Source organism: Endozoicomonas arenosclerae (assembly GCF_001562015.1).
Lineage (GTDB): Bacteria > Pseudomonadota > Gammaproteobacteria > Pseudomonadales > Endozoicomonadaceae > Endozoicomonas_A > Endozoicomonas_A arenosclerae.
In genome coordinates, this window is record NZ_LASA01000010.1 from 1 (window position 1) to 26,885 (window position 26,885).

21 protein-coding genes and 1 rRNA gene are annotated in these 26,885 nt (G+C 48.8%); 11 read left to right on the forward strand and 11 right to left on the reverse strand.

Features of this window, described 5'->3' with window-relative positions; translation table 11 throughout:
- Together WG89_RS32815 and WG89_RS01015 are read right to left on the reverse strand one after the other, a co-directional pair.
- Nucleotides 1-154: transposase family protein (locus tag WG89_RS32815; RefSeq protein WP_172806667.1), on the reverse strand; the 154-nt coding region annotated here is incomplete at its 3' end.
- Nucleotides 155-632: 478 nt separating this feature from the next.
- On the reverse strand, nucleotides 633-1,142 hold the full coding sequence (locus WG89_RS01015; RefSeq protein ID WP_062260286.1) for a GNAT family N-acetyltransferase: 510 nt from the start codon (nucleotides 1,140-1,142) through the stop codon (nucleotides 633-635).
- Nucleotides 1,143-1,465: 323 nt separating this feature from the next.
- Between WG89_RS01015 and WG89_RS01020 the strand changes: the two genes are divergently transcribed.
- Together WG89_RS01020 and WG89_RS01025 are read left to right on the forward strand one after the other, a co-directional pair.
- Nucleotides 1,466-2,680, forward strand: coding sequence for an efflux RND transporter periplasmic adaptor subunit (locus tag WG89_RS01020; protein WP_062260288.1), 1,215 nt, complete (start codon nucleotides 1,466-1,468; stop codon nucleotides 2,678-2,680).
- A gap of 3 nt (nucleotides 2,681-2,683) precedes the next feature.
- Nucleotides 2,684-5,887 carry an efflux RND transporter permease subunit gene (locus WG89_RS01025; protein ID WP_062260290.1) on the forward strand — a complete coding sequence of 1,068 codons (3,204 nt, stop codon included), beginning with the start codon at nucleotides 2,684-2,686 and terminating at the stop codon, nucleotides 5,885-5,887.
- A 128-nt stretch (nucleotides 5,888-6,015) separates the two neighbouring features.
- Here the strand turns inward: WG89_RS01025 and WG89_RS01030 are convergent, their stop codons facing one another.
- The 5 genes from WG89_RS01030 to WG89_RS01050 form a co-directional block, all read right to left on the reverse strand.
- A complete protein-coding gene (locus WG89_RS01030) occupies nucleotides 6,016-8,043 on the reverse strand; it encodes a hypothetical protein (protein WP_172806668.1) in 2,028 nt (675 codons plus the stop codon).
- A 690-nt stretch (nucleotides 8,044-8,733) separates the two neighbouring features.
- Entirely contained in the window at nucleotides 8,734-8,937 is a 204-nt protein-coding gene (locus tag WG89_RS01035; RefSeq protein WP_062260293.1) for a hypothetical protein, read from the reverse strand.
- Nucleotides 8,938-9,140: 203 nt separating this feature from the next.
- A complete protein-coding gene (locus tag WG89_RS01040) occupies nucleotides 9,141-9,998 on the reverse strand; it encodes a mechanosensitive ion channel family protein (RefSeq protein WP_062260295.1) in 858 nt (285 codons plus the stop codon).
- Between the two features lie 43 nt (nucleotides 9,999-10,041).
- A complete protein-coding gene (locus tag WG89_RS01045) occupies nucleotides 10,042-10,242 on the reverse strand; it encodes a hypothetical protein (RefSeq protein WP_062260297.1) in 201 nt (66 codons plus the stop codon).
- Nucleotides 10,243-10,400: 158 nt separating this feature from the next.
- Nucleotides 10,401-11,966, reverse strand: coding sequence for an AbgT family transporter (locus WG89_RS01050; protein WP_062260299.1), 1,566 nt, complete (start codon nucleotides 11,964-11,966; stop codon nucleotides 10,401-10,403).
- 290 nt (nucleotides 11,967-12,256) lie between these two features.
- Between WG89_RS01050 and WG89_RS01055 the strand changes: the two genes are divergently transcribed.
- On the forward strand, nucleotides 12,257-15,331 hold the full coding sequence (locus WG89_RS01055; RefSeq protein WP_062260301.1) for a hypothetical protein: 3,075 nt from the start codon (nucleotides 12,257-12,259) through the stop codon (nucleotides 15,329-15,331).
- Between the two features lie 3 nt (nucleotides 15,332-15,334).
- Here WG89_RS01055 and WG89_RS01060 read toward each other — a convergent pair whose 3' ends face one another.
- Nucleotides 15,335-16,237 carry a substrate-binding periplasmic protein gene (locus tag WG89_RS01060; protein ID WP_062260303.1) on the reverse strand — a complete coding sequence of 301 codons (903 nt, stop codon included), beginning with the start codon at nucleotides 16,235-16,237 and terminating at the stop codon, nucleotides 15,335-15,337.
- Between the two features lie 435 nt (nucleotides 16,238-16,672).
- Here WG89_RS01060 and WG89_RS01065 point away from each other — a divergent pair, with 435 nt between their 5' ends.
- The gene (locus WG89_RS01065; protein WP_153301350.1) at nucleotides 16,673-17,590 is read left to right on the forward strand and encodes a radical SAM protein; all 918 of its coding nucleotides are present in this window, start codon (nucleotides 16,673-16,675) and stop codon (nucleotides 17,588-17,590) included.
- On the opposite strand, the gene WG89_RS01070 is transcribed toward WG89_RS01065, so the two are convergent.
- Nucleotides 17,581-18,621 carry a hypothetical protein gene (locus WG89_RS01070; protein WP_062260306.1) on the reverse strand — a complete coding sequence of 347 codons (1,041 nt, stop codon included), beginning with the start codon at nucleotides 18,619-18,621 and terminating at the stop codon, nucleotides 17,581-17,583. The genes WG89_RS01065 and WG89_RS01070 overlap by 10 nt on opposite strands.
- Before the next feature lie 220 nt (nucleotides 18,622-18,841).
- Between WG89_RS01070 and WG89_RS01075 the strand changes: the two genes are divergently transcribed.
- The 5 genes from WG89_RS01075 (at nucleotide 18,842) to WG89_RS01095 (ending at nucleotide 22,711) form a co-directional block, all read left to right on the forward strand.
- The gene (locus WG89_RS01075; RefSeq protein WP_216638409.1) at nucleotides 18,842-19,300 is read left to right on the forward strand and encodes a DUF3332 family protein; all 459 of its coding nucleotides are present in this window, start codon (nucleotides 18,842-18,844) and stop codon (nucleotides 19,298-19,300) included.
- Nucleotides 19,301-19,484: 184 nt separating this feature from the next.
- Nucleotides 19,485-20,108, forward strand: coding sequence for a YceH family protein (locus WG89_RS01080; RefSeq protein ID WP_062260310.1), 624 nt, complete (start codon nucleotides 19,485-19,487; stop codon nucleotides 20,106-20,108).
- An 80-nt stretch (nucleotides 20,109-20,188) separates the two neighbouring features.
- Nucleotides 20,189-20,701, forward strand: a complete 513-nt coding sequence (locus WG89_RS01085) for a GAF domain-containing protein (RefSeq protein ID WP_245662853.1) — start codon at nucleotides 20,189-20,191, stop codon at nucleotides 20,699-20,701.
- Between the two features lie 54 nt (nucleotides 20,702-20,755).
- Entirely contained in the window at nucleotides 20,756-21,646 is an 891-nt protein-coding gene (locus WG89_RS01090; protein ID WP_062260312.1) for a DMT family transporter, read from the forward strand.
- A 63-nt stretch (nucleotides 21,647-21,709) separates the two neighbouring features.
- Nucleotides 21,710-22,711 carry a hypothetical protein gene (locus tag WG89_RS01095; protein ID WP_153301351.1) on the forward strand — a complete coding sequence of 334 codons (1,002 nt, stop codon included), beginning with the start codon at nucleotides 21,710-21,712 and terminating at the stop codon, nucleotides 22,709-22,711.
- A 51-nt stretch (nucleotides 22,712-22,762) separates the two neighbouring features.
- On the opposite strand, the gene WG89_RS01100 is transcribed toward WG89_RS01095, so the two are convergent.
- Nucleotides 22,763-23,320, reverse strand: a complete 558-nt coding sequence (locus WG89_RS01100; protein WP_062260316.1) for a chalcone isomerase family protein — start codon at nucleotides 23,318-23,320, stop codon at nucleotides 22,763-22,765.
- A gap of 397 nt (nucleotides 23,321-23,717) precedes the next feature.
- Between WG89_RS01100 and WG89_RS01105 the strand changes: the two genes are divergently transcribed.
- Nucleotides 23,718-24,899 carry a TonB family protein gene (locus WG89_RS01105; RefSeq protein WP_062260318.1) on the forward strand — a complete coding sequence of 394 codons (1,182 nt, stop codon included), beginning with the start codon at nucleotides 23,718-23,720 and terminating at the stop codon, nucleotides 24,897-24,899.
- 66 nt (nucleotides 24,900-24,965) lie between these two features.
- On the opposite strand, the gene WG89_RS01110 is transcribed toward WG89_RS01105, so the two are convergent.
- Complete coding sequence (locus tag WG89_RS01110; protein ID WP_062260320.1) at nucleotides 24,966-25,847, reverse strand: bile acid:sodium symporter family protein; 882 nt, start codon at nucleotides 25,845-25,847, stop codon at nucleotides 24,966-24,968.
- Between the two features lie 676 nt (nucleotides 25,848-26,523).
- On the opposite strand from WG89_RS01110, the gene WG89_RS01115 reads away from it, so the two are divergent.
- A 16S ribosomal RNA gene (locus WG89_RS01115) occupies nucleotides 26,524-26,885 on the forward strand; the annotation flags it as partial.

Genomic DNA, 26,885 nt, shown 5'->3' on the forward strand with positions numbered 1-26,885 from the left:
CCTCCATGTCTTGCCACTCGTCCGCTCCACATATGACTGCGCATACAGCAATGATAAGTATATCGAGCAGGTTGTGATCACACATGCCGGGGCAGCGAGGATCAGGAACTTTGGCTAAAAAATCAGCTAGTGGCTGGTACTGCTTGGCTTCCATGCGGATGAACTACTCTAGGAGACTCGAATAAACTGGATAGAGAGTTTACAAGAAATTTATCTTCGAGTGTTCAGATTGATGCAATTGCCCTGCTAGTAACTTCCTTTTACTTTGCAGGCCTTCATCTTCGTCAAGTTTCTTTCTGTATTCAGTTAATTTTTCTTCAGACATGTACTTCTAATTAATCCTCATGACTCTGATTTGTACGATGTATCGTGGCACAGAACAGCCTACTTCGCGAATCAGTTCAGCATGACACTCTATCAGCAGGTAACACGACCCTTCACCATGCTCATTGTCTTACATAGGCTGTAAGCAAATTTTATACTATCGGTATCAATATTGTACATGTCGCATTACATGATTTGTATAGTTTCCGCTTAACAGGGGCAGTGCACATTTAATGCACTATTATCGTGTAAAAACATAGAGTTAGAGTTTCCTTATAAACCTGCATAGGTGGACTCCTTTTCTCTGTTCAGCTCTCTAGTGGGCTGATGATGCAGTGAAAAAACCACATAGCCAAATCTCCATCCAAAGCAACCGACCGAACAAAATCTCCACCAGAAACATCAGCCACAACCGAACCCCAAAAAGCCAACCCGCCGGTATTCTCCTGAAGCACCCGAACCTGCCATTTACCTGGATAAAGCTCAATCGCTGCTTTGAAAGCCTGACGCCCAACTCCCAGCCCCTTGAACTTTTTCAGTACAAAAAACTGGTCAACATCATAGCGGCTTTGATCGGCGGGGTATTTTCTGATCAGGACGAATCCGGCTACTTCACCATCGCAATGGATCAGGTAGGGGTGGTGATCTTCTTTCTCCCAATAGGGTGTCAGTGACTCCGGGTTGTAGCTGAATATACCTTCGGGGTTGGGGGATCTTTCCAGAAAGTCGGACATTTCATACACGTAATAATGGAACAGGTTCTGGATAATGACTCTTTCCGGTGCACCCGCGGCGATCAGTTCAACCTTTTTGCTCATTGTTTGTACTGCTTTTTATATAGGGAGGTTTTTGAGGTTTTATTCGGGCACGCTACCGCCCTCACTTTGGCTGTCGTCCGTTTCAGCAGTGTTTAAGGTAAGTTACTTAATTTGTGAAGCAGTGGAGAATACACAAATTTTCAAGCAAAAGTAATGCCGGTTGGCCGAGGATAAATAAGTAATATGTAAATTAAGTGAAAGTTGCTTTACAGGAAGCCATGGCAGGAGTACAGATACTGTTTCACAGTTCTGGACTCAGGCACCTTCATCCAGTACTGTGCGACAGGATTAACATAATTATAAATGTCCCACGGACAGGTAACATGGCAAAAAACAACGCTCTCCGTCAGACGGTAGTCTCGCTGGCGGTTCTGGCTGTATGCGGTGGTATTGCGTACGGTCTGTCGAAATGGTCCAAGCCTCCTAAAAAAGAGGAGGAACTGGCGGTGGATCCTCTGGTGGAATATCGGGTTATGATCCCCGAATCCCTGAGTTTCACGGTAGAGAGCCAGGGTGTGGTCCGTCCTTCCATTGAAACCTCTCTTGTTGCTGAAGTCGCCGGTGTAGTCACCGAAGTCTCTCCCCAGTTTGTCAGTGGCGGTGTCTTCCGCAAGGGCGATGTGCTGGCCAGTATAGACGACAGTGATTATCGCGTGGCGGTGCGTCAGGCCGAGGCCAATCTAACTGCCAGTCAGGCTCGTCTGAAAGAAGAAAGCGCCAAGGCTCAGGCCGAGCGTAAAAACTGGACGCGTTCCGGCCGTTCGCTTGCCGATGCTCCGGACTTGCTGCTGCGTAAACCTTTTGTTGAAGAAGCCAAGGCTAACGTTATGGCTGCCAGCGCCCAGCTGGAAAAAGCGCGTCGCGATCTGGAGCGCACCCGTATTCGTGCACCATACGATGGCATGGTTCGCGAGCGCAGTGTCAACCTGGGTCAGTACGTCACCACGGGTATTCAGGCGGGTTCTATTTTCGCCATTGCCGATGCTGAAGTGCGTTTGTCTCTGAAACCTTCTGATCTCAACTTTATTGATCTGCCCTCAGCCGGTAAGACGATTGAGAAAGACATAGCGGTTGAATTGTCCCAGTCCATGGGCAGCAAGATTCAAACCTGGCAGGCCAGTCTGGATCGGGTTGAAGGTGTGGTCGACGAGCAAAGTCGTATGCACTATGTGGTAGCACGGGTTGATGATCCTTATGGTTTGGCCACAGCAAAAGAAGGCTTTCCGCTGAAGGCTGGCAGCTTTGTGAATGCCCGGATTCTGGGCAGCGAGCTGGACGGTTTGTTCAATCTCCCTCGCAGTGCTGTTTATGGCGATGGCAGGGTATTGATCATTGATGAGAAGAGCAGCCTGCATTATCGCCGAATTATTCCGGTTTATGCCGACGAAGTCAGTGTTTACTTCCGTCAGGGGGTTCTGGAAGGCGACAGGGTAGCTACAACGCCTCTGGCCAACCCCATTGAAGGTATGCGGGTCCGTCTTATCGAACCTGAGCCGTCGGTAGCGGGCCTTGCTGCCCCGACTGACAGTGAGGGGTAAGTCATGGATCAGACCACAGAAAACCAGAAAGGGTTTATAGCCTGGTTTGCCAATAATTCCGTGGCGGCCAACCTGTTGATGATCATGATTGTGGTGGCGGGTTTGATGACCGCTTTCACCATCAAAAAGAGAATGTTTCCCGACTTTGCCGTAAACACGGTACAGGTTGAGGTGATCTATCCGGGCGCAGGCCCTGAAGATGTGGAACAAGGGGTGCTGGTCAAACTCGAAGAGTCCCTGCGGGATATATCCGGTATTAAAAAAGTAGTGTCCATTACCTGGGAAGGTTATGGCCGTCTTCGGGTTGAGCTGGAGTCCGGTTACGAGATTGATCAGCTTTATGACGATGTAAAAACGGCGGTGGAAGGGGTCACCAATCTGCCCACCGAGGCCGAAGAACCCACGGTCACCAAGCTGGAGCAGAATGAGCAGGTGCTCTACATCTCCCTGTACGGTGATATGGATCGTATCTCCTTGCAGCGCATGGCCCAGACTCTGCAAGATGAGTTGCTGACGCTGCCCGATGTACTCAGCACCAACTTGTTGGGCGAGAGCGACCTGGAAATCTCGATTCTGGTGTCCGAGAACAAGCTGCGTCAGTACGGACTCACTTTTGATGAAGTGGCCCGTGCCCTGAGAGCTTCGTCCATTGATGTGGCCGGTGGCTCCATCAAAACCGACGACGGTGATATTGCTGTAAAAACCCGGGGTCAGGCTTACAAGGGTTTTGACTTCTACGACTTTGAAATCCGCACTAATCCTGACGGCAGTCGTTTACTGTTGTCCGACATTGCCACCATTCACGATGGCTTTGAAGAGACTCAAGGGCTGGTTCGGTTCAATGGCAAAACCGCAGTCGCCATTGAAATTGTTTCAGAAACCGAGCAGAACGACATCCGCACCTCCAAGGCGGTGCGAGCCTACCTGGATGAGCGCAAAGCCAGTCTCCCCCAGGGTATGGAAGTAAAGATCTGGGGCGACATTTCCCATTATCTGCAAGGTCGTATGGACATGATGATGGAGAACATGTTCTACGGCGCCATTCTGGTATTCCTGTTGCTCAGTCTGTTCCTGCGTATTCGGGTGGCGGTCTGGGTTATTGTCGGTATTCCGGTGTGTTTCCTCGGGGCTATCTGGCTGATGCCCAATGGCTTTATGCCGGTCTCCATCAATATGTTGAGTCTTTTTGCCTTTATATTGGTGTTGGGGATCGTGGTGGACGACGCCATTATTATTGGCGAGAGTGTTTATACTCAGATATCGCGGCATGGCCATACCCCCGAGAATGTGGTGGCCGGTGTGAAGCGGGTGGTGGTGCCCGCGACCTTCGGGGTATTAACGACCATGGCTGTGTTTATACCGCTGCTGATGATTGAAGGCTCGGGTGAACCTTTCTTCACGGCCATTTCTCTGGTGGTGATTTTCTGTCTGGTGTTCTCCCTGGTGGAGTCCAAAATGATTCTGCCTGCTCACCTGGCTCATATGAAAAAACTGGAGCAGGGGACTGCTAAAAAGGGCTTTTTCACCCGTGTTCAAGATCGTTTCGCTCAGTGGCTGGAACGTTTTGTTGAGCGGCGCTATCTGCCTCTGATCAGTTCTGCCGTTCGAAACCGCTATGTCACCATCAGTGTGTTTATGGGGTTAATGGTGGTGTTGGTCGGCGTGATCCAGAGTCCGCTGATACGTTTCTCGTTTTTCCCGGAAGTGCCCAGCGAGTTTATCCGGGTTGAGCTGGAAATGAATGCCGGCAGTTCCATCGCCGAGCGAGACAGTGCTCTGACCCGCATCGAACAGAGCATGTTCAAGGTCGACAAAACCTACCGTGACAGTCATCCGGATGAGTCCGGCTTGTTCGACGGTATGATGCTGTGGAGTCAGGGTGATACTACCGGGATTGTTTTTGTTGAGCTGACCAAGAATGAAACCCGGACCATTGGACCCAAAGAAACGGCAGACCTCTGGCGGGAGGAAACGGGAGAGATTCTCGGGGTCAAACAGTTAACCTTCTCTTCCGGTCAGAATGCCGGGGGCTCCAAACCGGTTTACTTCCGACTGACCGGTTCAGACAGTGAGCAACTGGATCAGGCAGCGGCAGCTCTGGAAAAACATTTGAACAGTTATGAAGGACTGTTTGATGTGGAAAACTCTGCCGACGCCTCTGCGGATGAAGTGGTGATTGATATCCTGCCTTCTGCCCAGGCTCTGGGTCTGAGTCTGGCGGACCTGGGTAACCAGGTTCGACAGGGCTTCTATGGTGAAGAGGTCCAGAAGATTCAGCGGGGCCGGGAAGAGGTAAAAGTTATTCTGCGCTACCCACCGGATGAGCGTAATGACCTGACCGATCTGGAGAAAGTACGGATTCGTACCGCCGACGGCAACGAAGTGCCTTTCTATCAGGTGGCTTCTGTGGAACAAGGAGAGGGCGCCAGTTTCATACGACGCACGGATGGTAAACGCTCACTGGCAGTCAGTGCCGACCTGGATAAGGAAACGCTGGATACCCAGACGGTGGTGGATGATGTCATAGAAAACTTTGCTCCGGAGCTGAAAGCCCGCTATCCGGAAGTGGACATTGTGCTGGGCGGTGCCACCAAGGAAGAGATGGATTCTCTGCAGCAGTTGTTGGTGTTAACCACCATGGCGATGTTACTGGTGTATGCGCTGATCGCCATTCCGCTGAAGTCTTATCTGCAGCCAATGATTATTATGGGCATTATTCCTTTTGGTCTGGTGGGTGCAGTGATTGGCCACCTGATTCTGGATCTGCAGCTCAGTATGATGTCGATCTTTGGTCTGATAGCCCTGGCGGGTGTTCTGGTAAACGACAGTCTTATTCTTGTCGACTTTATCAATAAAGGCCGGGATCAGGGCATGAGTCTCTATCATGCTGCGATTCATGCCGGTAAAGAACGCTTCCGGGCGATTATATTGACCTCGCTGACCACCTTCCTGGGGCTGGTGCCGATAACTCTGGAGCAGAGTCTGCAGGCCCAGTTTGTTATCCCCATGGCGGTGTCATTGGGCTTTGGTATTCTGTTTGCTACGGCTATTACCCTGATCCTGACACCGGCTCTGTATCTGGTCATTGAAGACATCAAGTCGTTCCTGCGCTGGGTCTGGACCGGGCAGAGAAGGCCGGATATGGAAATAGGCAAGTTCTCTGAGCCGACTTATGAGCCACGCCGGGAGGTAGAGACAACCACCTGATAAGGCTTACAGGTTTCATTCAAAGCCCCATTGCGGGCGGTCAACCAGCGCCATCCTTTCGGATGGCGCTTTGCTATCAGGCTCTTTCTTTCCCTGTATGGGGATTTTTATCATTCCTTGAGCCGGTCTTAGAATCCATTGAATAATGCATTGAGTGCAATAGTTCCAATGCCGGCCATCAGTGTATAAAAATAGCTGTAGCCAGAAGTTGTGGAGACTCCACTGCTGGATGTTGTTGTGCCAGTGGGAGGTTCGGCGCTGGAGGTTTCGGAAGGTGTTTCTGTGATCGCACCAGTCATGGAACGGGTCTCAGCCATTGTTGTAGTTGTGGAAGGAGTGACGGCCGTGGGGGTTGGAGCAGGGCTACTGGATTCAGGCATCAGCGCAATGCTGGTTGAGGCCGGAGCAGAGCTGCTGGATTCAGGCATAAGTGCAATGCTGGTTGAGGTCGGAGCAGGGCTGCTGGATTCAGGCATCAGTGCGATGTTGGTTGAGGCTGGAGCAGAACTACTGAATTCAGGCATTAGTGCAATGCTGGTTGAGGTCGGAGCAGGGCTGCTGGATTCAGGCATCAGCGCAGTGCTGGTTGAGGCCGGAGCCGAGCTGCTGGACTCAGGCATCATTGCCACACTGGTGGAGGTTGGAGCAACACTACTGGAATCCGGCATCAATGCTGTACTGGTTGAAAGAGCTACAGAGGTTGAAGAGGCAGCACTTTCAGCGACAGTGGTTGAGAACTCGGGAATATTGGAAGATGTGGGCTCGAACACCTCGGTGGAAGAAGGTTCAACATCATCTTCAATCGAAGCACTGGCATCTATCATGGTTTCAGTCGATGAGAATGCTTCAGAAGTTGAAGGTGTTACGGCTTCCACGAAACTACTGGTAGGCTCAGGCATACTCGCTACTGGTGTTGATAGAGCCATAGAGGTTGAAGGGTCAGCACTTTCAGCGACAGTGGTTGAGAACTCAGGTGCATTGGAAACTGTGGGCTCAAACAGCTCAGTAGAAGTGGGCTCAACAGCAGCTATGACCGTAGTGCTGGTTTCCATCAAAGTTTCAGTGGTTGTTTCTATGTCGTCGGGTTCCATAGGAGTCGGAGTTGTGCCGCTGCCCAGCTCACCGTTGTTCTGGGGCATAGCGTTCGCAGCGCGAAGCTCTCTGCCCAGGATGGGTACTGTCGGTAGTGACACTGTAACAGGGCCTATTCCAAACTCGTCCAGTTCAGCCGAGGCTTGCATGGGGGGGACAGGCGAGATATACCAGCGGATAAGCAAGTCACCATTCACAGCGATGGGTCTATCGGCATAGCTGGCTAGCTTTATATTGCTGAGCTGGCCGGTGGGCAGGGTGTCGGATGACACCTCTTCAAGACGTTGGAAAACTGGTTCGCTCTGTATGTATTGGGCAACAGTTGCATAACTCATTCTGATAGAAAGAGGGCTGTTCTCTCTGTAAAAGAGCAATTCACTCTCAATTCTCAGGGCGTCGAGCTGTCTGCCGGTATTGTTTCGAATTCTGAGTGTGACGGTGCCCGGTGTGAAATTCTGGTCATCTGGCTGCAGCCACAGGTAAGTGAATCCCTGGTGCTCCAGTGCGTAAACACCTCCCTGGGATACCCCGGGTGCAATGGGGCTAAGGTGACCTGATTCATAGGTTGAACCAAAACTGTATCGTTGCCCGTTAATTCCGTTGATGCTCCAGCTGTTACTGTCCAAACTCCCCATGATCTGGGCTCCCGGCGACAGTCCATTGCCGGTAAAACGGGAGAGGGTGAATACTTTCTGCAGGCCACTTTCATCCAGACTTTCCATTGAAAGCAGTGGGGCGCTCGTCGATATGGGGTTATTCGGGATTGAGATGGGAGAGACTGTTCCATTTGCCTGGGTCGTGCCTCTTAACTGGAGTCGGTTTCCGGCAGTCTTTGTAAAAACAAGCAACCCCGACGGCAGATCCTCTTCCGATGAAGAAACGTAGCATTCTCCACTCAGACAAATGAGTTGACCTTGTAACAGTTGATTGCCAAAAAGGATGTACGCACCGGGATTGGAATGGGCATTTTTGCTGGATGTAATTAAGGCTATTTCTTGCTCGTTAATACTGTCCAGAGACGTGTGTATAAAAATCAAATGTTGATCCGAAGAGATTCGGGTCACGGGAGTTGTTGGGCTACTGCTTGATAGTTTGGTTTGTAGATAAGAAAGACTAGAAGTTAATGTTTCTTTACTTTTACTGCAGAGCTTTGGAATGACACCCGTTATGCTCCCGTTGTCACTGGCTATGATTACACCCCTGCAGTCAACAGGTGTTTTTTGGGAAAGAGGAGAACTGGCTTCGAGTTTGAAAAAAGGAAATTTGTCTGCGAGTTCTTGCTGGGCAATTGCAATATCAGGAAGCAGGCATCTGCCAAAGCAGAGCATTGTAACCAATATGCCGTTTCTGAAAGATAACATGGCTGGGCTCACACGTTGCAGGGAGATATGAAATCAAAATAGGGCAAATCATGGATAAAATTGCTTGTTAACAAAACGACAGTATAGACCTGATAGATTGATTCAAGACCAGAGAATGAGCTTTGATTTTTAATGGAAACAGTAAATAAGCCAGTGATGCGGCAATACTCTGGATTTTCAAGGGATAGGGTAAAATAATGAAAATAGATAGCGGCTTTATATGGCTTTACTTTTAAAGCATTTTCTTATCGGACAGTCAGATAAGAACAGTATAGAGATATTCAGGTGGCATAAATAGTTTTGTTGTAATGTGTCTTGTTTAATTTGAATGTTTTTCATTTTTCGAATTGTAAGACGCTATACCGCGACTTTATAAAAACTGAGTTTTTAATTTTATGTCATCAAATAGAGTTCTATCAGAAGCAACAGGAAAGGAATAAAAAAACTGATAATGGCTACGGTTTCCCGACGGATGAATTTTCTCTCGGAAATGCTACTAGCCAATGCCGTCAAACCTAACCAGGAAATGAAATAGCTGAGCACAATACTCCATTGGATGATATCCAGACGGTTGAGTATCTTCTGCAGTTCTTCCATCGTTCTATGCCTTCCGGATTTTTTATAAGCAGAATCCATCCGATAGAAACCGGTCTGATTTTTGTAGGAGGTTGCTATGCAGTTTCTGAATCTTGAGACGCTGTTGTTTGTTGTTATACAAACTATTCCCTCAGCACTGAATGAGCAATGAACACAGTGGCAATATCGTTGTCAATTTGAGTCTGTAGCCATTGGAGGAGAGGCTAAGAGGATGGTTTTATCTGTCGCTCAGAATGCTCCAGTGCCAGTTTTGGCTGTGGAATCTTATGATCCCTCATGACTTTTAACAGTGCTTCCAGAATTTCGGAGCGGATTTCGGTGCGTTTGCGCACCTGGGTGATCCTGTAGCGGGCTTCCAGCGAGATGGCTGAAATACAGCTCTGGTCGTGATCGTCACCAATGGATCGAACCACCAGTGAACCGGTGCCGGCCAGTACTCTGGGGTTTTTTTCCAGAATGTCCAGAACCTGTGACCGGATAAAATCAATATCCGCATCAAAATCCACCTGGAAGCGAATACGGACGCGAATAGGGGATTTGTTGTCCGAGAAGTTGGTAATGATGGAGTTGGATAGCTGATTATTGGGGTAGTTGATGCTGATGCCATCGGTGTTGCGGATACAGGTACGACGCAGGCCAATATCCACCACATCGCCCCAGCTGCCCCAGTGACCGCCTATGGACTGGATCTTGATCCGGTCACCGATCTTTACCGGCCGATCCGCTATCAGGAAAACACCCGCCAGCACATCGGTGAGGGTTTCCCGTGCTGCCAGGGCCAATGAAACACCAAAGATGCCCGCACCCGCCAGCAGCGGAGAGATTTCAACATGGTAAATGTTGAGGATGGTCATTACTGTGAAAAAGATGATAAAGATCGAGAGCAGATTACGGGCAAAGTAGAGCACCCGGTCATCCAGCTCGCTCTGGGTGGACTCACAGATCCGGGCGAGTTTCGAGAACAGTTTGACCCTGAACAGGTAATAAACCGTGATGGCCAGAATCACTACAACCAGCGATTTGACCAGGGGAAGCTCCCAGAGAGCGTAGGTTTTCAGCATGTTGCCTGATCCTTGATACTACGGAATCAGCCAGGAAGGCGGGTTAAATCATATAAAGGCCGATGACAAAGACGATGCCAGGTACAAAAAAACCGACCAGAGCACCGGATTCCCTGTCGCCCCAGCGCTTGTCGGAGAGCTCACCCATCAGGTAAGTGGCTGCAACCCAGACCAGCAGGCAAATGGCCAGGATGATCCAGCCAGTGGTCGACATTTCTGCAAGAATTCGGTGAAGATTGAACATTACTGCCTCTCGGTATTGTGTTTTTAAGTGATACTCCCTTTAACACTAGTCCAGCATAGACGGACTCAGGGAAACCGCACGGTTATGACACTGAATAGTTAGAGTGGCAGAGGGGCCTGGAGTTCCCTGGGGTTGGGCCATCCTCTGGCCCGGATGAATTATTGTGGCGGATAAACATAATGCCCCTGAATACCCAGTGGCAGTCCTATAGCCCAGTAGATAAGCAGGAAGATGGACCAGAGCACCAGCAGGCTGAGGGAGTAGGGCATCATCAGTGAGGCGAGGCTGCCAATCCCGGTATCTTTTACATAGCGTTGGCAATACACCACGATCAATGGGAAGAAAACCATTAAGGGAGAGATGATGTTGGATACTGAGTCACCCACACGGTAGGCCGCCTGAGTCAGCTCTGGAGCTATGCCCACAGCCATCAGCATAGGAATCAGGATAGGGCCGATCAATGCCCACTTGGCAGAAGCTGAGCCGATCAGAAGGTTAACGACGGCGGTTAAAAGAATCATGAAAATGATGGTGACTTGCCCTGACAGGTCTAATGCTTGAAGCACTTCTGCACCGCTCAGTGCCAGTAAAGTGCCCAGGTTGGAGTTGCCAAAGGACGCCAGGAACTGGGCGCAGAAAAAGGCCATAACCATGTAGGAACCCATGGCTGACATGGTTTCGCCCATGGCATCAATAATGTCTTTGGCTCTTTCAAAAGTGCCGGCCACCAGGCCGTAAACAATACCGGGCAGCACAAAGATCAGGAAAATCAGGGGCACGATAGACTTCATCAGAGGCGCTGCCAGAGCGGTCAGTTCGCCATCGGGTGAGCGCATGGGGGAATCTTCCGGGAATACGTACAGTGCCAGTAATGCCAGTCCTGCCAGCATGGCAAGGCCAGCCATTTTGAATGCTCTGCTTTCCAGATCGGTGTAGCTGCCCATATCGGTGGCTTCTTCGGCATCGTGATCAATAGGAACGTGCCAGTCCAAACGGGGTTCCACCACTTTATCGGTAATAAACCAGACCACCAGAACCACAAGAATGCCGGATGCTGCTGTGAAGAACAGGTTGCACAGAGGGTTGACCAGATAGTCCGGATCAAAAATCTGGGCAGCAGATTGGGTAAAGCCCTGCAGCAAAGGATCAGTGCCGGTAGGGACAAAGCTGGCGGCAAAGCCTCCGGAAACACCGGCAAAGGCCGTCACTATGCCGGCCAACGGGTGTCTTCCTGCTGCATGGAAAATAATACCGCCCAGAGGGATAACCAGAACATAGCCTGCATCTGCCGCCAGGTGGCTGAGTATGGCCACAACGACCAGCATGGGTGTGAGAAGTTTGTCGTGTGTTAAGTTCAGCAGTTTTTTCAGGCCCGTGTTAATGAAGCCTGATTTTTCAGAAACACCCACACCCAGCATGGCAACCAGAACAATCCCCAAAGGCGCAAAGCCCGTGAAATTTGTCACCATAGACGACAGAAAATCGGCCATGGCGTCACCGGTCAGCAGGTTGTTGACCTCTATAGCCTGACCCGTGGTGGGGTGAATCATCTCAACATTAAATTGGGCCAGTACCGCCGAGCAGATCCAGACAATAAGGGTTCCGTAAAGGAACATTAATGAAGGATCGGGGAGTTTATTACCGACACGTTCGACCGTGTTCAGGAAACGATCCATCCAGCTGTTGTGCTCTGGATCTGAAGGCTGGGAAGTGGTCTGACTCATGGGGGTTTCAACCGTCGGATTGAAAGTGGATAGTCAGGCAGAAAGATCAGTGTCAATGTGGATGAGGTTTAATTGGGGCGTTTATCAGGCTGATGTTTATCCACTTCAAGAAGGCTGTCTTGCACCGAATGCTCGGCCTGACCACTGTTGAGCATGTAGTTTAGCTGGTTGCAGTGGGGTACGCGCATTAATTTGGGTAAACGTTTATTGTCGTTCAAAAATAGAAAAGGAATGGTTCGGGTTCATAAATAGACTATTTTTATCAGCTTCCATTGACCGGCATAAGAAAAATGTACATTCGCATTCTTGTCTCGACACTGGCACTGACTTTGATGTCGTGGGTGTGTGCCAGAGAAGTCGATGACATCCTGGCGTCTGATTCCAGAGTGATTCACTACGATGGCATGTTGATCTCAATGGACTTTCCGATCCAGAAGTATGGGAATCAGACAGAGACTCTGGAAGTGAGCTGGTGGGGTGATAAAGTCTTGGGGCCACCACTGACGCTTTGCTCCACTGCACCGTTGTTTGAGGATGACGCCGGTTCCCGGAATGTTTCGCTGAGTCAGGAGTACACGGGTCAGTACTTTTTGAACCGATTAACGCCTTCCGGGCATGGAGCTCACATTCAGCTGGCAAATCAAGGAGTGTTGTTAAACAACTGCAGTCAGATTGCCGTTGCCCGTTCTGGTTCGCTCTGGAGTGTTGCCATCGAATTTAAACCGGTCATTGAAGTGGCTCTTCATTATTCAGAGCTGGCCTATCGTCTTTCTTCCCAACTACACAATAAAACCGGTGTTCTGTCCGACCCCTCCATTACAGAAGGCAGGGGTGGGGCAGGATCAGCCACCGTTGAAGGAGGGTATGCAGGCGTTCCATGGGATTTACCTCAAAAACCCAAACGTAGGGGAAAGGGGCTTGTCAATCCGGCGTTGGATATAGAGGTGACCCCGATTTTTTTATCGACTTTGTTGCATCAAGAGGACGAATCGGACGAAGAAGTCGAACCTCCATTATGGCTTGAAGTCCTGATCTCCAATGATGAGGAATCTTTTTCTACAACGTTAACCGGTTCTGAATGGACTCGGCTGATCAGCAGTTATGGCATTTCCCGTGCAGGTATTATGGCTTTTCTCAGGGATCGTGATTGCTTGAGAGAGGAATGGACCGAGATGGAGAAGGTCTTGGATCGAATACTGGCCAGGCAGGATGACGGTGTCGCTTTCGAGGAGGATGACAGGGTTGTGAGAAGTCTTCTGGATGAGCTGATGACTCCACAAAGTGTAGAGTTTCGGGTACCGGGAGCCTTACCGCCCGGTGTTCTGTTTTATGGAAAAAAGAAGAAAGGTAAAGGCGGTTCTGCAGGCCAGGGTGGGAGTAAAGGTCAGGGAGGGAGGAAAAAAAATCCAAGGGGTAATCCGGGGGCGAGTCCTGATGATGGTGTTCAGGAAGAGGGGGCAGCAGGAGGACAGCAGCCTTCTGACAAAGATACCGGGCAATCCTCTTTGACCGAGGGAGCTGATTTGAATGTTGCCGCCATTATTGTCAGAAGTCGTCTGAGTGACTTGATGAGTCAGGACTCGATATTGCTGGGGCTGTATGGTGCTGGAATAATGGACTGGAAACAATTCAACAGGCTTTCGCAGATGCGAGATCGGTCAGATTGCAGTCATCAGGTGATGGATATTGCCAGAAGCCTGGTTGAGTTGGGGGAAAAGCTCGACTTTCTTCGTGTCGTTTATCAGGGTGTTAAAAGTGTACCCGGTAACAAGCCACCAGAACTGTTGAGGAGAGTGCCCGCTAAATATCAGCCTGCTGTGGAAACGGTCCCTCATGTTGTTTTAGTAGAACCTGATAATGCAGAAGAAATGGCCGCCTTGATGTCGAGAGTGGCAGCCATGTCATTCCTTGAGAGTCGTAATCTGGCAGATTTTCGTCGCCACCTTCAAGACAAATGGCCTGACCTTTTTCCCGCTTCAGGAGACACACTATCGGGCAGGGACATGCTGGCAGTTTGTCTTGAAAGTCATGCCTGTGGCTTCAGGCAACTCTATGTGGAGAAGAAACTGATTGAGACAGTGAGTGATTACATTTCTCCTGAGCTTAAGGCTTTTGTAGAGGCAAATGGTCTGGATGATCTCAAAGACAGACACCCTCCCGTTCAGTTGTACAATCACAGTATCGGGATGAGTAATGGCTTTTCTTTGATTATGAAAAGTCCTATCAAAGTGTTCACAAAAGATCAGGCGCAGAGGCTTGAATCAGCAGTGAAGCAGGCGGTGGCAAAGAGCAGTGGCAGAAGGATGACGATTCCTGGGGCACTGATCTCTGAGATGGATTTGAGCAATATACAGTTTGTTCAGAGTGATACTTTGGGAAGACTGATTCAACCTCCACCAGGAATGGAGGCCTTCAGACCTGTCTACCATGCTGTGATTCAATCGGGAACGGTCGATGTGGCTTATAACCTCACTCAGGCCATCATTAATGGTGAACCTCTGACTCTGGATCCTGGTATATCTTCTGAAACCTATCTGGTGGCCATGGTGGATTATGTGCAGACACTTGAAGAGCGTGGACTGATTGACAGTGAGCAGGCTTCTATCGTTAAGGATTATCTTCATAACCTTAATGATCTTTTTCATGGTGTAGTGCCTGACAGATTGAACCCTATACCTCTTGTAGCCGGTATGTTGGGAGTTGTGATCATGGATGGTGAGGATGGTCGTTTGTTGTTTGGCACCAGCGACAGAGAGGTAAAGCATACGGTCACTTTCTTGCGGCTAAGTAGCTTCTTCCTGCATGTGAGAATCGGGGTTTTTCAGATTTTCACCCGTCAGTTTGCCAGGGAGTTGCATCAGTGTCTGATGCCGTTAAGTCGACCCATGATTGAGATCGCAGCAGGTAGAGGGCAGCTGTCTTCGGCGCTCCAGAATGAAGGGTATACAGTTGCCAGAACAACTGATATCAGGGAGCCCGACCAGCCGTGGAAAGGCGTACAGGTAGAAGTTGCTTCTGCCAGAGAGGTCGTCAAGACGCATAAAAATAACGTTGTTTATCTCAGTTCTCAAACCAATATTGTCATGCTTAAAAGCCTGATTACGTCAGGAGAGAAGATAGTGGTCTTACAGACAGGCAAGACGTTTTCCAAAGAACTTAAAAGTTTTGTGGCTAATAATCGGTTAAGAGTGCTGGAATTGAATATTCCGGGTTATGTTCCCGTTATGCAGGACGATAGGGTCAGATTGTTGATGATCAATATGAGCCAGCATGAATACGATGAGATTGCTTCATTAATACCGCAAAGGTACAAAATGCTTTTGCCTGTGATTGTTCCCGCACCCGATCGTACGGCCAACATGTAAGTATCAGCGGGGGCGCTTGCTCAGACTGAAGTCCATCCATTTGTAGAGGTTGTCGTTTACCGTATGGTCGGCCCGACCACTGTTGAGCATGTAGTTAAGCTGTTCAGAAAGTGTGTCCAGGGGTAATTTGCAATCCAGCTTTCTGGAGACACCAACATAGAGTTTAAATGAGGCAATATCCACTGAGGCTTTTTCAAAGCGGCCTTCAAAGTCCAGTAATGACATGAACAGGTCGCCCTGAATGTCGGGATAAATAGCATAGTCGACACGCCCGACATTCAGCATTAACAAGCCCTGACGTGCGTGAAAGGTACGGATCAGTCGGAGATTCTTTCGGGAGAACTCATCAAACTCAGCGCCCAGACTCAAACCTTTGGGCGTGACGCCGAGCAGTTTTCTGAGATCATCCCAGCTGTTCAAATCCTTGTGTTTGCCTTTTTTGACCAGCACCGCGTATTTCTGGGTGAATATAGGCGGTTCGATAAACTGAACGGTTTTTTCCAACTCCCGTGTGCGCACCATGGCTGGGTTCAGGGCAATATCACCGCTTTCCAGTTTTCGCAAAACCCGGTTGATTCCCCCCTGGTAGTCAGAAACAACATTGATACCTTCTCTGGTGAGAATTTCAGAGACCAGTTCCGGAGCTGCTCCCAGTGTTTTCTGGTAGTCACCCCAAACGACAGGTGGCAGGTTTGGGTGACCTGAAAGGATAACATTGTCACACTGGCTGGTATTGGCGTGGGCAGTGCTCTGAAGAAAAAGCAAAGTGAACCCGAAGGCTGAAAGCAGAACCTGCTTTAGCTTGTGGCTGGTTTGTTCAATAGAAAAGAGCAAACAGTATTTTTTTAGCCCGAGGCTGTCTTTACGTAGCTCAAGGCTGCTTGTACGTTCAAGGCTGTTTGTCATGACAGCTTGCCATCCTTGCCCATTCTTATTTGACACTGCCCACTGGATGGGGGTGTATTTTTTCAGGAGCTGTTTCTTGCTAATGGCGGTTTAACAGTACAATAACGGTACTGAATCTCTCCTTTCAAAACACTGCTCAACGAGTAAAAGCGGTAAGCCCAAAAGGAGAGTAGGCATGATTTAATCGCAGGCATCGAATCTATGCAACCCTTATATAGCAATGAAACGGGTTTCATTGCGTCAATCAGGAAGCAAAATGCAACGAATTTCTGTCAAATCCGCCATTTGCCGTCTGGCTTCAAAATTGATCTACCTCAACTGGCAGTAAGTCTTAGGCTGGATGGTCAGGGTCGATGGATCAGTTTTAGGAATGAGAGCGGTTTCTATCGAAGGTGTCTGAATGGATCGGTTGTTTTGGCCCATCAGGAGACCTTTTTGTCCACAAAAGCCTACGAGGAACTGCTCAGGAATATTCATGAGGTGGTTCATATCATCATCAGGGATGAAAGGTTGGACGACCAGCAACGAAAAACTTTTCAACAGTGCCTTGAGCATGACACTGCATTTTATCGTCAGCAGTCAGAACTTTATCGGTCGGTTTACCCTGAAGATGTGCCTATTTTGCCCCCGGATCGATACCGTGATCTTGTCGTCCAACCTCTGATTGGCTGTCCTAACCGGGCCTGTACTTTTTGTGCATTTTATAAAGACAAACCGTTCAGGGTATTAACTGAGCAGCAATGGCAGATGCATCTCAGTGGTATTGAGCGACTGGCAGGTGCATTGCCTGGAGACCGGGATGGAGTGTTTATTGGTTCTGCCAATGCCATGGCTTTATCCCAGCGTCGTTTGGTGGCTTGTCTGGATAGCATTGAACAAAAGCTAGGGTTGCTGAAGCGGGGTATTGCTGCTTTTTCCGATCCTGATTACTCCGTCCAGCGCAGTCAAACACAGTGGCAGACGTTATCTGAAAAGGGTCTGGTGCAGCTGGTGGTTGGTCTTGAGACGGGGTGGGGAGAACTCAGGGGGAAGCTGGGAAAAGCGGCCGATTTGTCGAAAGTGTACCGGGCGGTAAAAGACTACCAGTCTGCAGGTATTTCAGTGGGCCTGACTGTGCTGGCCGGTGTGGGCGAAGTTGAGAATGCAGAAGAGCATCGGGCTGAAACCTGCCGGTGGATTGAGGCGCTGAATCTGGGCAGGAGCGATAAAGTCTATGTATCGCCCCTGTCTGAAAATGGCCATAGTTCCGAGTTCGCCCTGAGAGAAGCCGAACGTTTTCAGGATGACCTCTCTGAGCATAGCGAAGCCAAAGTCATACCCTATCAGATGCAACGGTTTCATTATTATTGTTGAGCCGGTTTCAGGTTCTCCATGATGAAAAAACTGGAAAGGGCGATGATTTGAAAACCGAGCACTCCTGCTGAAAAGTATTCAACCCATGATCGCATCACCTGTCGATAGCCTAAGTGCGTGTCCAGATAGTCGTAATGAGAGTCACGAATTTCTCTGGTTATATTGGAGGCTTTGGAAGATGTTTTGGGTTGGTGAAGCCAGTGATCAAATTCCGAGGCGCTGACAGGCAACGCGAGCAGTGTTCCGGTATGCCAAAATTGCCGCAAGGATTGTTGCATTCCGGAAGGGCTGATGGGTGTAGTCATTTTTTCCAGTACCCAGTAGGCTCCCGAGGCTTTTGTAGTATAAGGGTATTGATTAAGACCCTCCTGCAGTTCCAGGAAAGCAACAGGCTGTGACAGGATTTCAAGGGCTCTGGACAATCCCCTGGCAAACCAGCGAAGCACTTCATCCGCAGTCTCCAGATCTTCAGGGTCATCAGGCAGGTGGTTGATGCCCAGAGTGACAAAGTCCACAGCGTTTATGTAGTTCTGACCTTTAAAGGTGGGTGGAATCATTTGAATGCTGTCGTTGTCAGCGGATTCTGGCAGAGCTTCAGAGTATCGCTGGCTTAAGCTGCTCAAAGTATTGGTGACCACAATTTGTGTCCGACACTTTTTCCAGCGCTCATCCTGATTGCAAACCAACTGACTGGCCGTTCCATTCACCGGGAGCAGGTTTTGACTGAATGTGTTGTCTGAAAGTTCCTCTTCGGGGCAGTCTGACTTGATCAACTGATGGACCAGACAGTCTGACAAATGGAGACGGGTTTCCCCCTTACAGCTTGCCATGGCTCCATTTACAGAAGGTGCTATGTAGTCAATAAGATCCAGAATATCTTTTCGATAGGCGTTATCGAATATTTTTGAGAAATACCAGTGATCCAGGTATTCCAGATAAAAATTCTGGTTTTGATCGCCGTCGGCAAAACTGTAAGGGCTTAATAGAAAGAAGACAGTGAAAAACAGAGAAATGACTGCTTTCTTGAACATGATTTTTTATTCGTGTTGGTTATGGGTAAGCAGGCAGTATAGGCAGCTTATCCAGGCTGTGAGGAAAGTTTGGCCGGGAGTAAGGTTGTCCCTGGCTCAATTTCTGCTGTGCACGATGGTTTCATATTCACGTAGTTACCGTCGTGTATTCTGAAACAGTATCGGTATAATGCGACCTCCTTAAATCATCTGACCAAGTTTCGAAGTGATGAAAAAGAGAGTGTTTCAAGCAGCTGCGGTGGCGGCGATGGCTATTTCCCTGTCTGGATGCATTGGCCAAATGGCTACCACCGGGACAGTGACCAAGATGAATCTGTCGGTCTCCAATAATGCCTGGGTTCAGGAAGGTTTCTTTATTCTTCTGCTCCCCGTAACCGCTGTAACAGCGACTATTGACGTTCTGGTCGTCAACTCTATTGAGTTCTGGACCGGTACCAACCCTATCAGTGGCAAGCCCAGAATCACCGGCAGTGATCCAAAAGATATTCTGATGACTCAGGATAACATTAAGGTTAAGTCTGTCTCTGAAGATGAAATTATTGCACAAGTGACTGCTGAGAACGGTACTGTTGAAACACTGAGACTGGTGCGTACTGAAGCGGGTATCGATGTTCTGAATCAGGACGGAATGAAAGTCGCTATCTGGACCGGTTCGCTTTCCGAGTCTTCTGAATCCTGAGTCCAACGCCAGCCCAAACGTGTTTCGAATAATAATGAATACCTTGCACCCCATTTTCTCTTAATAATGATAAAAACTGCGTCACCGGATAACCATGCGCCCGTGCAGGTTGTCTGGTGGCTGAAATGCCTTATCATAGCCGCCTGAATTCTGATTTTGACCTCAGCCCGCCCAGAGGTGCCCAGTGGATATCAATCTGACCCTGAACGAAGCCCGTGTTATTGGTTGTCTTCTGGAAAAGGAGAGTACAACCCCGGATCAATACCCCTTGACGTTGAATGCACTGGTGAATGCCTGCAACCAGAAAAGTAACCGTGAGCCGGTGCTTTCTCTGGATGAAGCCGATGTCCGTGCGGCACTGGACTCTCTGAAAAGACAGCGCTTTGTCAGTGAAGAAGGGGGCTCACGAGTGAGCAAATACCGTCATCGCTTCTGTAACACTGAATTTTCTGATCTTCAGTTCACTGAGCAACAGAGGGCTCTGGTTTGTTGTTTGTTGCTGAGAGGCCCACAAACTCCGGGTGAATTGCGAGGCCGTACAGGTCGTATGACCTCTTTTGCCGATGTGAAGGAGACGGATCAGGTTCTTCAGGGAATGGCAGAAAAGGAGTGGGTGGTGCAACTGGGACGGGAAGCCGGTAAAAGGGAGGCCCGCTATGCACACCTTTTTTCGGGCGAAGTCGAGATGCCTTCGGCCTCGGAAGTCAGTGCTGATGACAAAGCCCGAATTAGAGAGCTGGAGCATGAGGTCAAAGTGCTCAAGGCTGAAGTAGAACGCCTGACAGGCTTGTTGTCCGAAAATAACTGAGATAGTGTTCAGAACCCTTTAACACTCCCTTATCAAGGGAGTGTTTCCATTTTTACTCATAGCCTTACATGGCTTTTTGGATGAATGCGCGTATGTTTGAAGCCGTTGAAATGCCTGAAGATAAAGCCAGTTTCTACCGAATTCTGGTGGCTCAGGCCAAAGCCCTGACTGAGGGCGAAGCGGATGCCCTGGCCAATCTTTCCAATGTTGCCAGTTTGCTCTTTACCACCATGGCTCAAGTGAACTGGGCGGGTTTTTATATTGCCAGAGGCAACCAGCTGGTTCTGGGACCCTTCATGGGTAACCCGGCCTGTGTTCGTATTCCTTTTGGTCGTGGTGTCTGCGGTACAGCAGCTCAGGAGCAAACGACCCAGCTGGTGGATGACGTGAATGCTTTTCCGGGTCATATCGCCTGTGACTCTGCCAGCCAGAGCGAGATTGTGATTCCTTTCAGTGCAGAGGGTGAAGTCAAAGCGGTGTTGGATATTGATAGTCCGATCACTTCACGATTCGATGAAGAAGACCGAAAAGGTTTGGAAGCATTGGCAGAGCTTCTGGCTGAGCGTGTGGACTTTAGTCAGCTGAGTTATTAATGAGCGTCTGCCAGTTTCCAGAGTGACAGGGCAGGGATGTAATCAGGAGTTAAGATGTCTACCTGGATCTGGTTGACTTTAATGGCGGCAGTGGCTCAGGCTTTTCGCTCCGCCGGACAGAAGAAACTGTCTGAGCATGTCAGTGTGTGGGGCACAACGTTTGCCCGTTATGCTTTTGCCCTGCCACTGGTTTGGCTGTACTTTATGGCACAGCTGAATTGGCAGGATGCCGAGTTGCCGGCAATATCATCCACTTTCCTCTGGTACAGTCTGGGCACAGCTTTGGCCCAGATTGCAGCAACGGCTTTTGTCGTCAAACTCTTTCAGCTGCGCAATTTTGCCATTGGCATCATTTATTCCAAGTCGGAAGCGGTTCTTGTTGCTGTTCTGGGGGTACTGATTTTCTCCCAGATCCTCAGTGGGGCAGGATGGATCAGTGTCTTGTTGGGGGTGGTGGGTTTGATGTTTTTGAACCCCCCAGGGAAACAGAAAGGCTTTCGTGCACTGTTCTCGGCCTCGGCAGGTATTGGCCTAGCCAGTGGTTTTTGCTTTGCCTTAACCACGCTTTGGGCCCGCCAGGCCAGTCTGTCTCTGGGCGCTGACCCTATTGTAACGTCGGCCTATACCCTGAGTGTGAGTATCTCCATGCAAGTGGTGATTCTGGGCAGTTATATCCTGTTTAAAGAACCGGAAACGCTCAGAAAGCTGGCTCAGCGCTGGCAGTTGAGCAGCGGTGTTGGGGTATTGAGCCTTGTGGGCTCGATTGGCTGGTTTACGGCTTTCAGTCTGCAAAATCCGGCACTGGTCAAAACCTTGGGGCAGGTGGAGTTTTTCTTTGCCCTGATTCTGTCTACCCGCCTCTTTAAAGAGAGTCATTCGGTGCGTGAGTATTGTGGGATGGCACTGCTTTTAGCCAGTGTTATTTTACTGCTCTGGCTGGCCTGACGAATCAAATAAACCACTGCAAGGTCGATAAACCAGTCATCAAGTTTCTTGAGGTTTCTGGCCATGACTGTTTGTCGATCTCTATTTCTGATGTTGACGCTTCTTATCAGCGGTTCGGCCTGGGCTCAGTTCGTGGAATTGCCCAAGGTGCCGGATTTCTCTGTGCTGCAAACCTATGAAGAAGCGATGCACCGGTTATTCCAGGGAAGGGGGGAAGATTTTAAGCGAATCAGTACTGATGGGGGAGAGATTGCCCAGGCTTACTCTGTTCTATTTGATGGCGCACGATGGTTCGTCAAAATCGTTCGGGAAGATTGTGCAGAATGCAACCTGATACGGTTTGAGAATGAATGGTTGCTGAAAAACAGTCTGACCCGATACCGCTGGCTGACTAAAGTGAATGCCCAGTTGGTTTTGCCTGATCGGGCCGCTACTTTTGTACTCAATCGAAAACAGCATTACATCCTGAGTTATCCTCTGGTTCCTGGTGTGACGCTAAGGGCACTTTATTTCCAGCTTTATCTTTCCTCGCCCTATGCTTTGAATATCAAACAGAAACGATTACTTCGAAGAGCTTTCTATCGATACGGTCAGGTACTGGCTCTGTCCCATTTTGATCCAAAGCTGCCAGCCAATGACAGCGCTGAAATGTTGAGTCGTGTCGTTCGGTTGCACCTACCGGATCGCAATGGCAGTAATGAAATTTATGACCCCGTCACAGATCGTATTTATCTGGTGGATCTGGCGGATACTGCCCAGCATTTCGGTAAGTCGGTCAAAGTGCAAACAGATCTTCAGGAATGGTTGGAAAGCCTGGTGGATATTGTGATTGATGCCCAGGAGCAGGATGGGTTTTATTGCGGGCTTTCTTATGAGTGTGTTTTGAATCCACTGAAGCAGTTTACCCTTGGGTATGTCAGTAGCTTGCCCCTTTATAAACGTAAAATGGTTATGGGTATGATCGGGGTGACGCTGGTGGGTTATCTTCAGAAAGTGTGTGTCAGTGACTCGGAGGGGGCCAGTTTCTGTCCTGCAGTGAGTCTGATTGAAGAACAGTTTTTATAAAGGTCAGGCAGCCAGAAGTCTGACTGCCTATTCTCTGTCTGGCTCCTGATATCAGTTGCCCAGCATCTTGGCTTTCAGCTTTTCATCCGCAGGTTTGTCTCCCAGCCAGACACTCAGAAGGGCTTTGCTGAAATCGTCACCTTTGATGGTAGTGAGCTTTTTGCCATTCTTGAAAACATCGACACCCTTGCCCGGCGTAACGAACATGACAAACTGGTCTCCTTTGACAATTTCTGCCTTGAAGACATCAATAAAGGCCGTCAGTCGATCTTTAAGAGGGTCAATGTTGCCGTTGGTGGCTTTATCAAAGCCTTCGTTCACAGCGTCTGTCAGTTTTTCAGAAGTGATCAGTTTGGAAGTGATATCCAGTTGGATGGCTACTGACGTTTTGCTGTTGATGACACTGCTGGCATCGCTGGTTTTGTTTTTGGTGTAGAGCGAGCCTACGTAAAGGTCCATAAAGAATTTGGATCGAATGCCGGCACCATTGAGCTGGAGCGTCTGATTCTCCATATCCAGCGTTTCCGGAATTTTAACACCATCCAGCTCAACAGCCTGAAGGTTCAGGCTCATTACGATGGCTGAAATAAAGAGGAGTACTTTTTTCATAAATCTCTCCTGAAGGGTACGACGAGATGAGGGACGTAATATACGTTAACTGACGAATAACTGTTATAAGACAAATGTATCAAATAGAAATCCCGGGTTGGGAAGTGACCAAGTATAAACAACACAAATGAAAGCAGGCGCAGAAGATGGAAAAACGCATGGATTCACCGATATCCCTTCATTCTGTAGTCCCGGAATGTTATCTGGTTGGCAAAAGGCAATATTATCAGTAGTATTTCTGGCAAGTCTCTTCGGGTTGAGTTACCTGCAATCTGCTCTTTGGGTGGTTTGCTTTTTGCATGCTTTTTGTAGGGAATCCGGTTGTAGTGAGAATACCCGTGATTCCCAGACAATCTGAAATAAAGTGAAAAGAATAATAACTCGATCAGGGACTTCCATGCTGTCCAGATTTCTGTTGCCCGTTTTGCTACTCCTCAGTCAGACCTCTCATGCTGAAACTTCTCTCAAGCTTTTAGGGGTGGGGCTCTATACCGAGCTTACTGCCAGTTACTATTACGGTGCCCTCTACTCCAATGCCACTGACAAGGACCTTTTCGGCGATGGTGTTGAGAATCGTATTGTGATGCGTGTGTCGGCTGATCAGCTTAAGCCGAGGCGATTTTATAAGCTTTGGAACAGTACCCTGGTCATTAATAACAGTGCTGAAGATCTGGAGCGTTTTAGTAATGAAATTGTTGATTTCACCACTGTACTGAAAGGGCGCTTACTGAAAGGTGATGAACTCGTTATAGAAGAGGTTGAAGGTAAAACGCGAGTCATTATTAATGGTGTTGAAGCGAGTATGTATGACACCCCGGGATTTATTGATCTACTGGTCAGGGGCTGGGTGGGTCCTTTGCCACCCCTGCAAGCTTTTAAGAAAGATGTACTGGGCAATTCCAGTGAAGAAAAGCAGATAGATTACCTGGCTCAATTTGAAATTCTTCAGCCTCAACCGGGGCGTTCGGAACTTATAGCAGACTGGTATGCAGAACCCGTTCTGGAAACCGCTGTTTCGGAAACGTTGGAGTTTGTTGATGAAACAGCTCTTGAAGCGGAAGCATTGACAGAGGTTGTTGAAGAAGAGTCAGCGGAGCTGTCTGCAGTAGAAATAGATCAGGAAAAAGCAGAAGAAGAAAAAAGGCTTGAGGAAGAAAAGCGTCTTCAGGCAGAACAGCGAAAGCAAGAAGAAGAGGAACAGGCCCGATTGCTGGCTCTTGAACAAGAAAAAGAAAGGCGGTGGCAACGTATTCTTCAGGAGCAGGAACAGCTGCGTAAAGTTCAGGAAATAGAAGTCCTCTATTACCAGATTCTGATTCGTCATGTGAATCAATATGTAAAGTACCCCAAGCGGGCTTTGTTATCCGGAAACGAAGGAGAGGTTCGGGTTAAGCTGGTGATCAATCAGGATGACGGTTCCCATGAAGCTGTTCTTTTGGAAGGGTCGAAAGTCAGGGATCTTGATAGAGCAGCCATGAAAGCCGTTGAAAAGGCGACCCCGTTACCTGATTTGCCCTCGGAGCTCACAGAGCAGCAATACGAGTTTGTTATTCCTTTCCAGTTTTCTATTGCCGGGTGAAGAGTGGCTCGCTCTCTTCAAAGCGAAAGAGAGCGAGTTGTTATTGAAGAAGGTCGCGATAGCCCATTAAGCCGGTGTTGTACTCTCAACGACTGGTTGTTTCTTAAGCACCACAGCAGTAAATAGAGATGCAGTAAAAAACATCAGCAGGCTATAAACACTGGGCGAAATAGACATGGGGGCACTCTGCAATATCGTTGTTGTTATAAGCAGCGCCAGAGTGCCGTTTTGTAATCCCACTTCAAGACATATGGTTCGAGCCTGAAGTTCATTTTTCACCAGAAGCTTGCCGGCAGCATAGCCCAGAATCATTGTCAGAATATTCAGGGTCAGTGCTGCTGGACCAGCCTGGACAATGTAGGTAAATACTTTGTCCTCCAGCTCAATGACGATACTCAACACGACAAGAAAAAGAACGGTGGCTGAGAATTTTCCAACATAAGGTTCTACGGAATGGGCAAAGGTTGTCCATTTCTTTCTGATCCACATTCCGGCAAAGACGGGAACAACAGTGATGGCCATCAGCTTGATCCAGGTAGTAATAATGGGGAGTTCGAAAGTGGTGTCGCCGCTGGCATAGTAGCTGATAGCCCAGGTGCCTAATAATGGAATGGTAAAGGGTGTAATAAAGCCAACAATAGTTGTGAGCGAAACTGAAAGACCTACATCCGCTTTTGCCAGATAACTGTAGAGATTGGATGTTGTTCCTCCAGGACACAATGCCAATATAAACAAGCCTATGGCCAGCTCTCCGGTAAGTCCCGTAACGGCAATGATAAGAATGGCAAACAGAGGCAGCAGCAACATTTGGCAGAGTGCACCAACAATAAATCCTCTGGGTTGTTGAAGTACTCGTTTAAAGTCGTCCAGGGTCAAACTTAAACCCACACCCGTCATGATAAGAATCAGAGAGACGGGAAGACCTATTTGGATAAGAGACTGGTACATAAGAAGAGGCGCCTGTTTTTATTATTTTTTCGTTATGTTCATTCTTTTAACGGGAGAAAACAACTCAGCTGATTGAATTCATAGCTAGAAAGGCAGAGCAGGTATTTGAAAGAGGTTGATGAAATAATAGGTAGTCACCGAGGGTTGGCAGAACTTAACGCCTCTGTATACTACGCCTCCACTGATCGGGGCATCGCTCTTAACGAGCCACGCAGCGAACCATTTCAAACATCGAAACAAACGGTGATTGACAATCGGATCGAAGCGCGTAGAATGCACCGCCGCTGAGACGGAAACGCAACGCTTACTGAGTTAAACGGATGCGGTCACAGCGAGTTGAAAAGCTTCATTCTTCACTACGAAAAATGATCGCTTGACAACGAACGGCGCCACGGTAAGATGAGCGCCTCGCTGATCAGCGCCAACCGCTGAATCAGCCGATTAAAACCTTCCGGTTCTAATCGAAGTTCTTTAAAAACATATCAGACAATTCGTGTGGGCGCTTGTGCGAATGGCATCGGTCAACAAAAGCTTCGGCTTTTGAATGATTTAAAATGCTGATCAAGCAAGTGAACATACTCGTTAATTCAGCTCTCTCACAGAGAGTTAAATAAATGTGACGTTTAATTGTAAGATTGAGCAGCGGATTGCCCTCGGGCATGAAGCAAAACGATTTAAACTGAAGAGTTTGATCATGGCTCAGATTGAACGCTGGCGGCAGGCCTAACACATGCAAGTCGAGCGGTAACAGAACTAGCTTGCTAGTTGCTGACGAGCGGCGGACGGGTGCGTAACACGTAGGAATCTGCCCAATAGTGGGGGATAGCCCGGAGAAATCCGGATTAATACCGCATACGCCCTAAGGGGGAAAGCAGGGGATCTTCGGACCTTGCGCTATCGGATGAGCCTGCGTCGGATTAGCTTGTTGGTGGGGTAATGGCCTACCAAGGCAACGATCCGTAGCTGATCTGAGAGGATGATCAGCCACACTGGGACTGAGACACGGCCCAGACTCCTACGGGAGGCAGCAGTGGGGAA

Excerpts from the sequence above, each read along its gene's own strand:
- WG89_RS01015 (WP_062260286.1), bottom strand. The coding sequence starts at position 1,142 with ATGAGCAAAAAGGTTGAACTGATCGCCGCGGGTGCACCGGAAAGAGTC.
- WG89_RS01020 (WP_062260288.1), top strand. The coding sequence starts at position 1,466 with ATGGCAAAAAACAACGCTCTCCGTCAGACGGTAGTCTCGCTGGCGGTT.
- WG89_RS01025 (WP_062260290.1), top strand. The coding sequence starts at position 2,684 with ATGGATCAGACCACAGAAAACCAGAAAGGGTTTATAGCCTGGTTTGCC.
- WG89_RS01035 (WP_062260293.1), bottom strand. The coding sequence starts at position 8,937 with ATGGAAGAACTGCAGAAGATACTCAACCGTCTGGATATCATCCAATGG.
- WG89_RS01040 (WP_062260295.1), bottom strand. The coding sequence starts at position 9,998 with ATGCTGAAAACCTACGCTCTCTGGGAGCTTCCCCTGGTCAAATCGCTG.
- WG89_RS01045 (WP_062260297.1), bottom strand. The coding sequence starts at position 10,242 with ATGTTCAATCTTCACCGAATTCTTGCAGAAATGTCGACCACTGGCTGG.
- WG89_RS01050 (WP_062260299.1), bottom strand. The coding sequence starts at position 11,966 with ATGAGTCAGACCACTTCCCAGCCTTCAGATCCAGAGCACAACAGCTGG.
- WG89_RS01055 (WP_062260301.1), top strand. The coding sequence starts at position 12,257 with ATGTACATTCGCATTCTTGTCTCGACACTGGCACTGACTTTGATGTCG.
- WG89_RS01060 (WP_062260303.1), bottom strand. The coding sequence starts at position 16,237 with ATGACAAACAGCCTTGAACGTACAAGCAGCCTTGAGCTACGTAAAGAC.
- WG89_RS01070 (WP_062260306.1), bottom strand. The coding sequence starts at position 18,621 with ATGTTCAAGAAAGCAGTCATTTCTCTGTTTTTCACTGTCTTCTTTCTA.
- WG89_RS01085 (WP_245662853.1), top strand. The coding sequence starts at position 20,189 with ATGAATGCGCGTATGTTTGAAGCCGTTGAAATGCCTGAAGATAAAGCC.
- WG89_RS01090 (WP_062260312.1), top strand. The coding sequence starts at position 20,756 with ATGTCTACCTGGATCTGGTTGACTTTAATGGCGGCAGTGGCTCAGGCT.
- WG89_RS01095 (WP_153301351.1), top strand. The coding sequence starts at position 21,710 with ATGACTGTTTGTCGATCTCTATTTCTGATGTTGACGCTTCTTATCAGC.
- WG89_RS01100 (WP_062260316.1), bottom strand. The coding sequence starts at position 23,320 with ATGAAAAAAGTACTCCTCTTTATTTCAGCCATCGTAATGAGCCTGAAC.
- WG89_RS01105 (WP_062260318.1), top strand. The coding sequence starts at position 23,718 with ATGCTGTCCAGATTTCTGTTGCCCGTTTTGCTACTCCTCAGTCAGACC.
- WG89_RS01110 (WP_062260320.1), bottom strand. The coding sequence starts at position 25,847 with ATGTACCAGTCTCTTATCCAAATAGGTCTTCCCGTCTCTCTGATTCTT.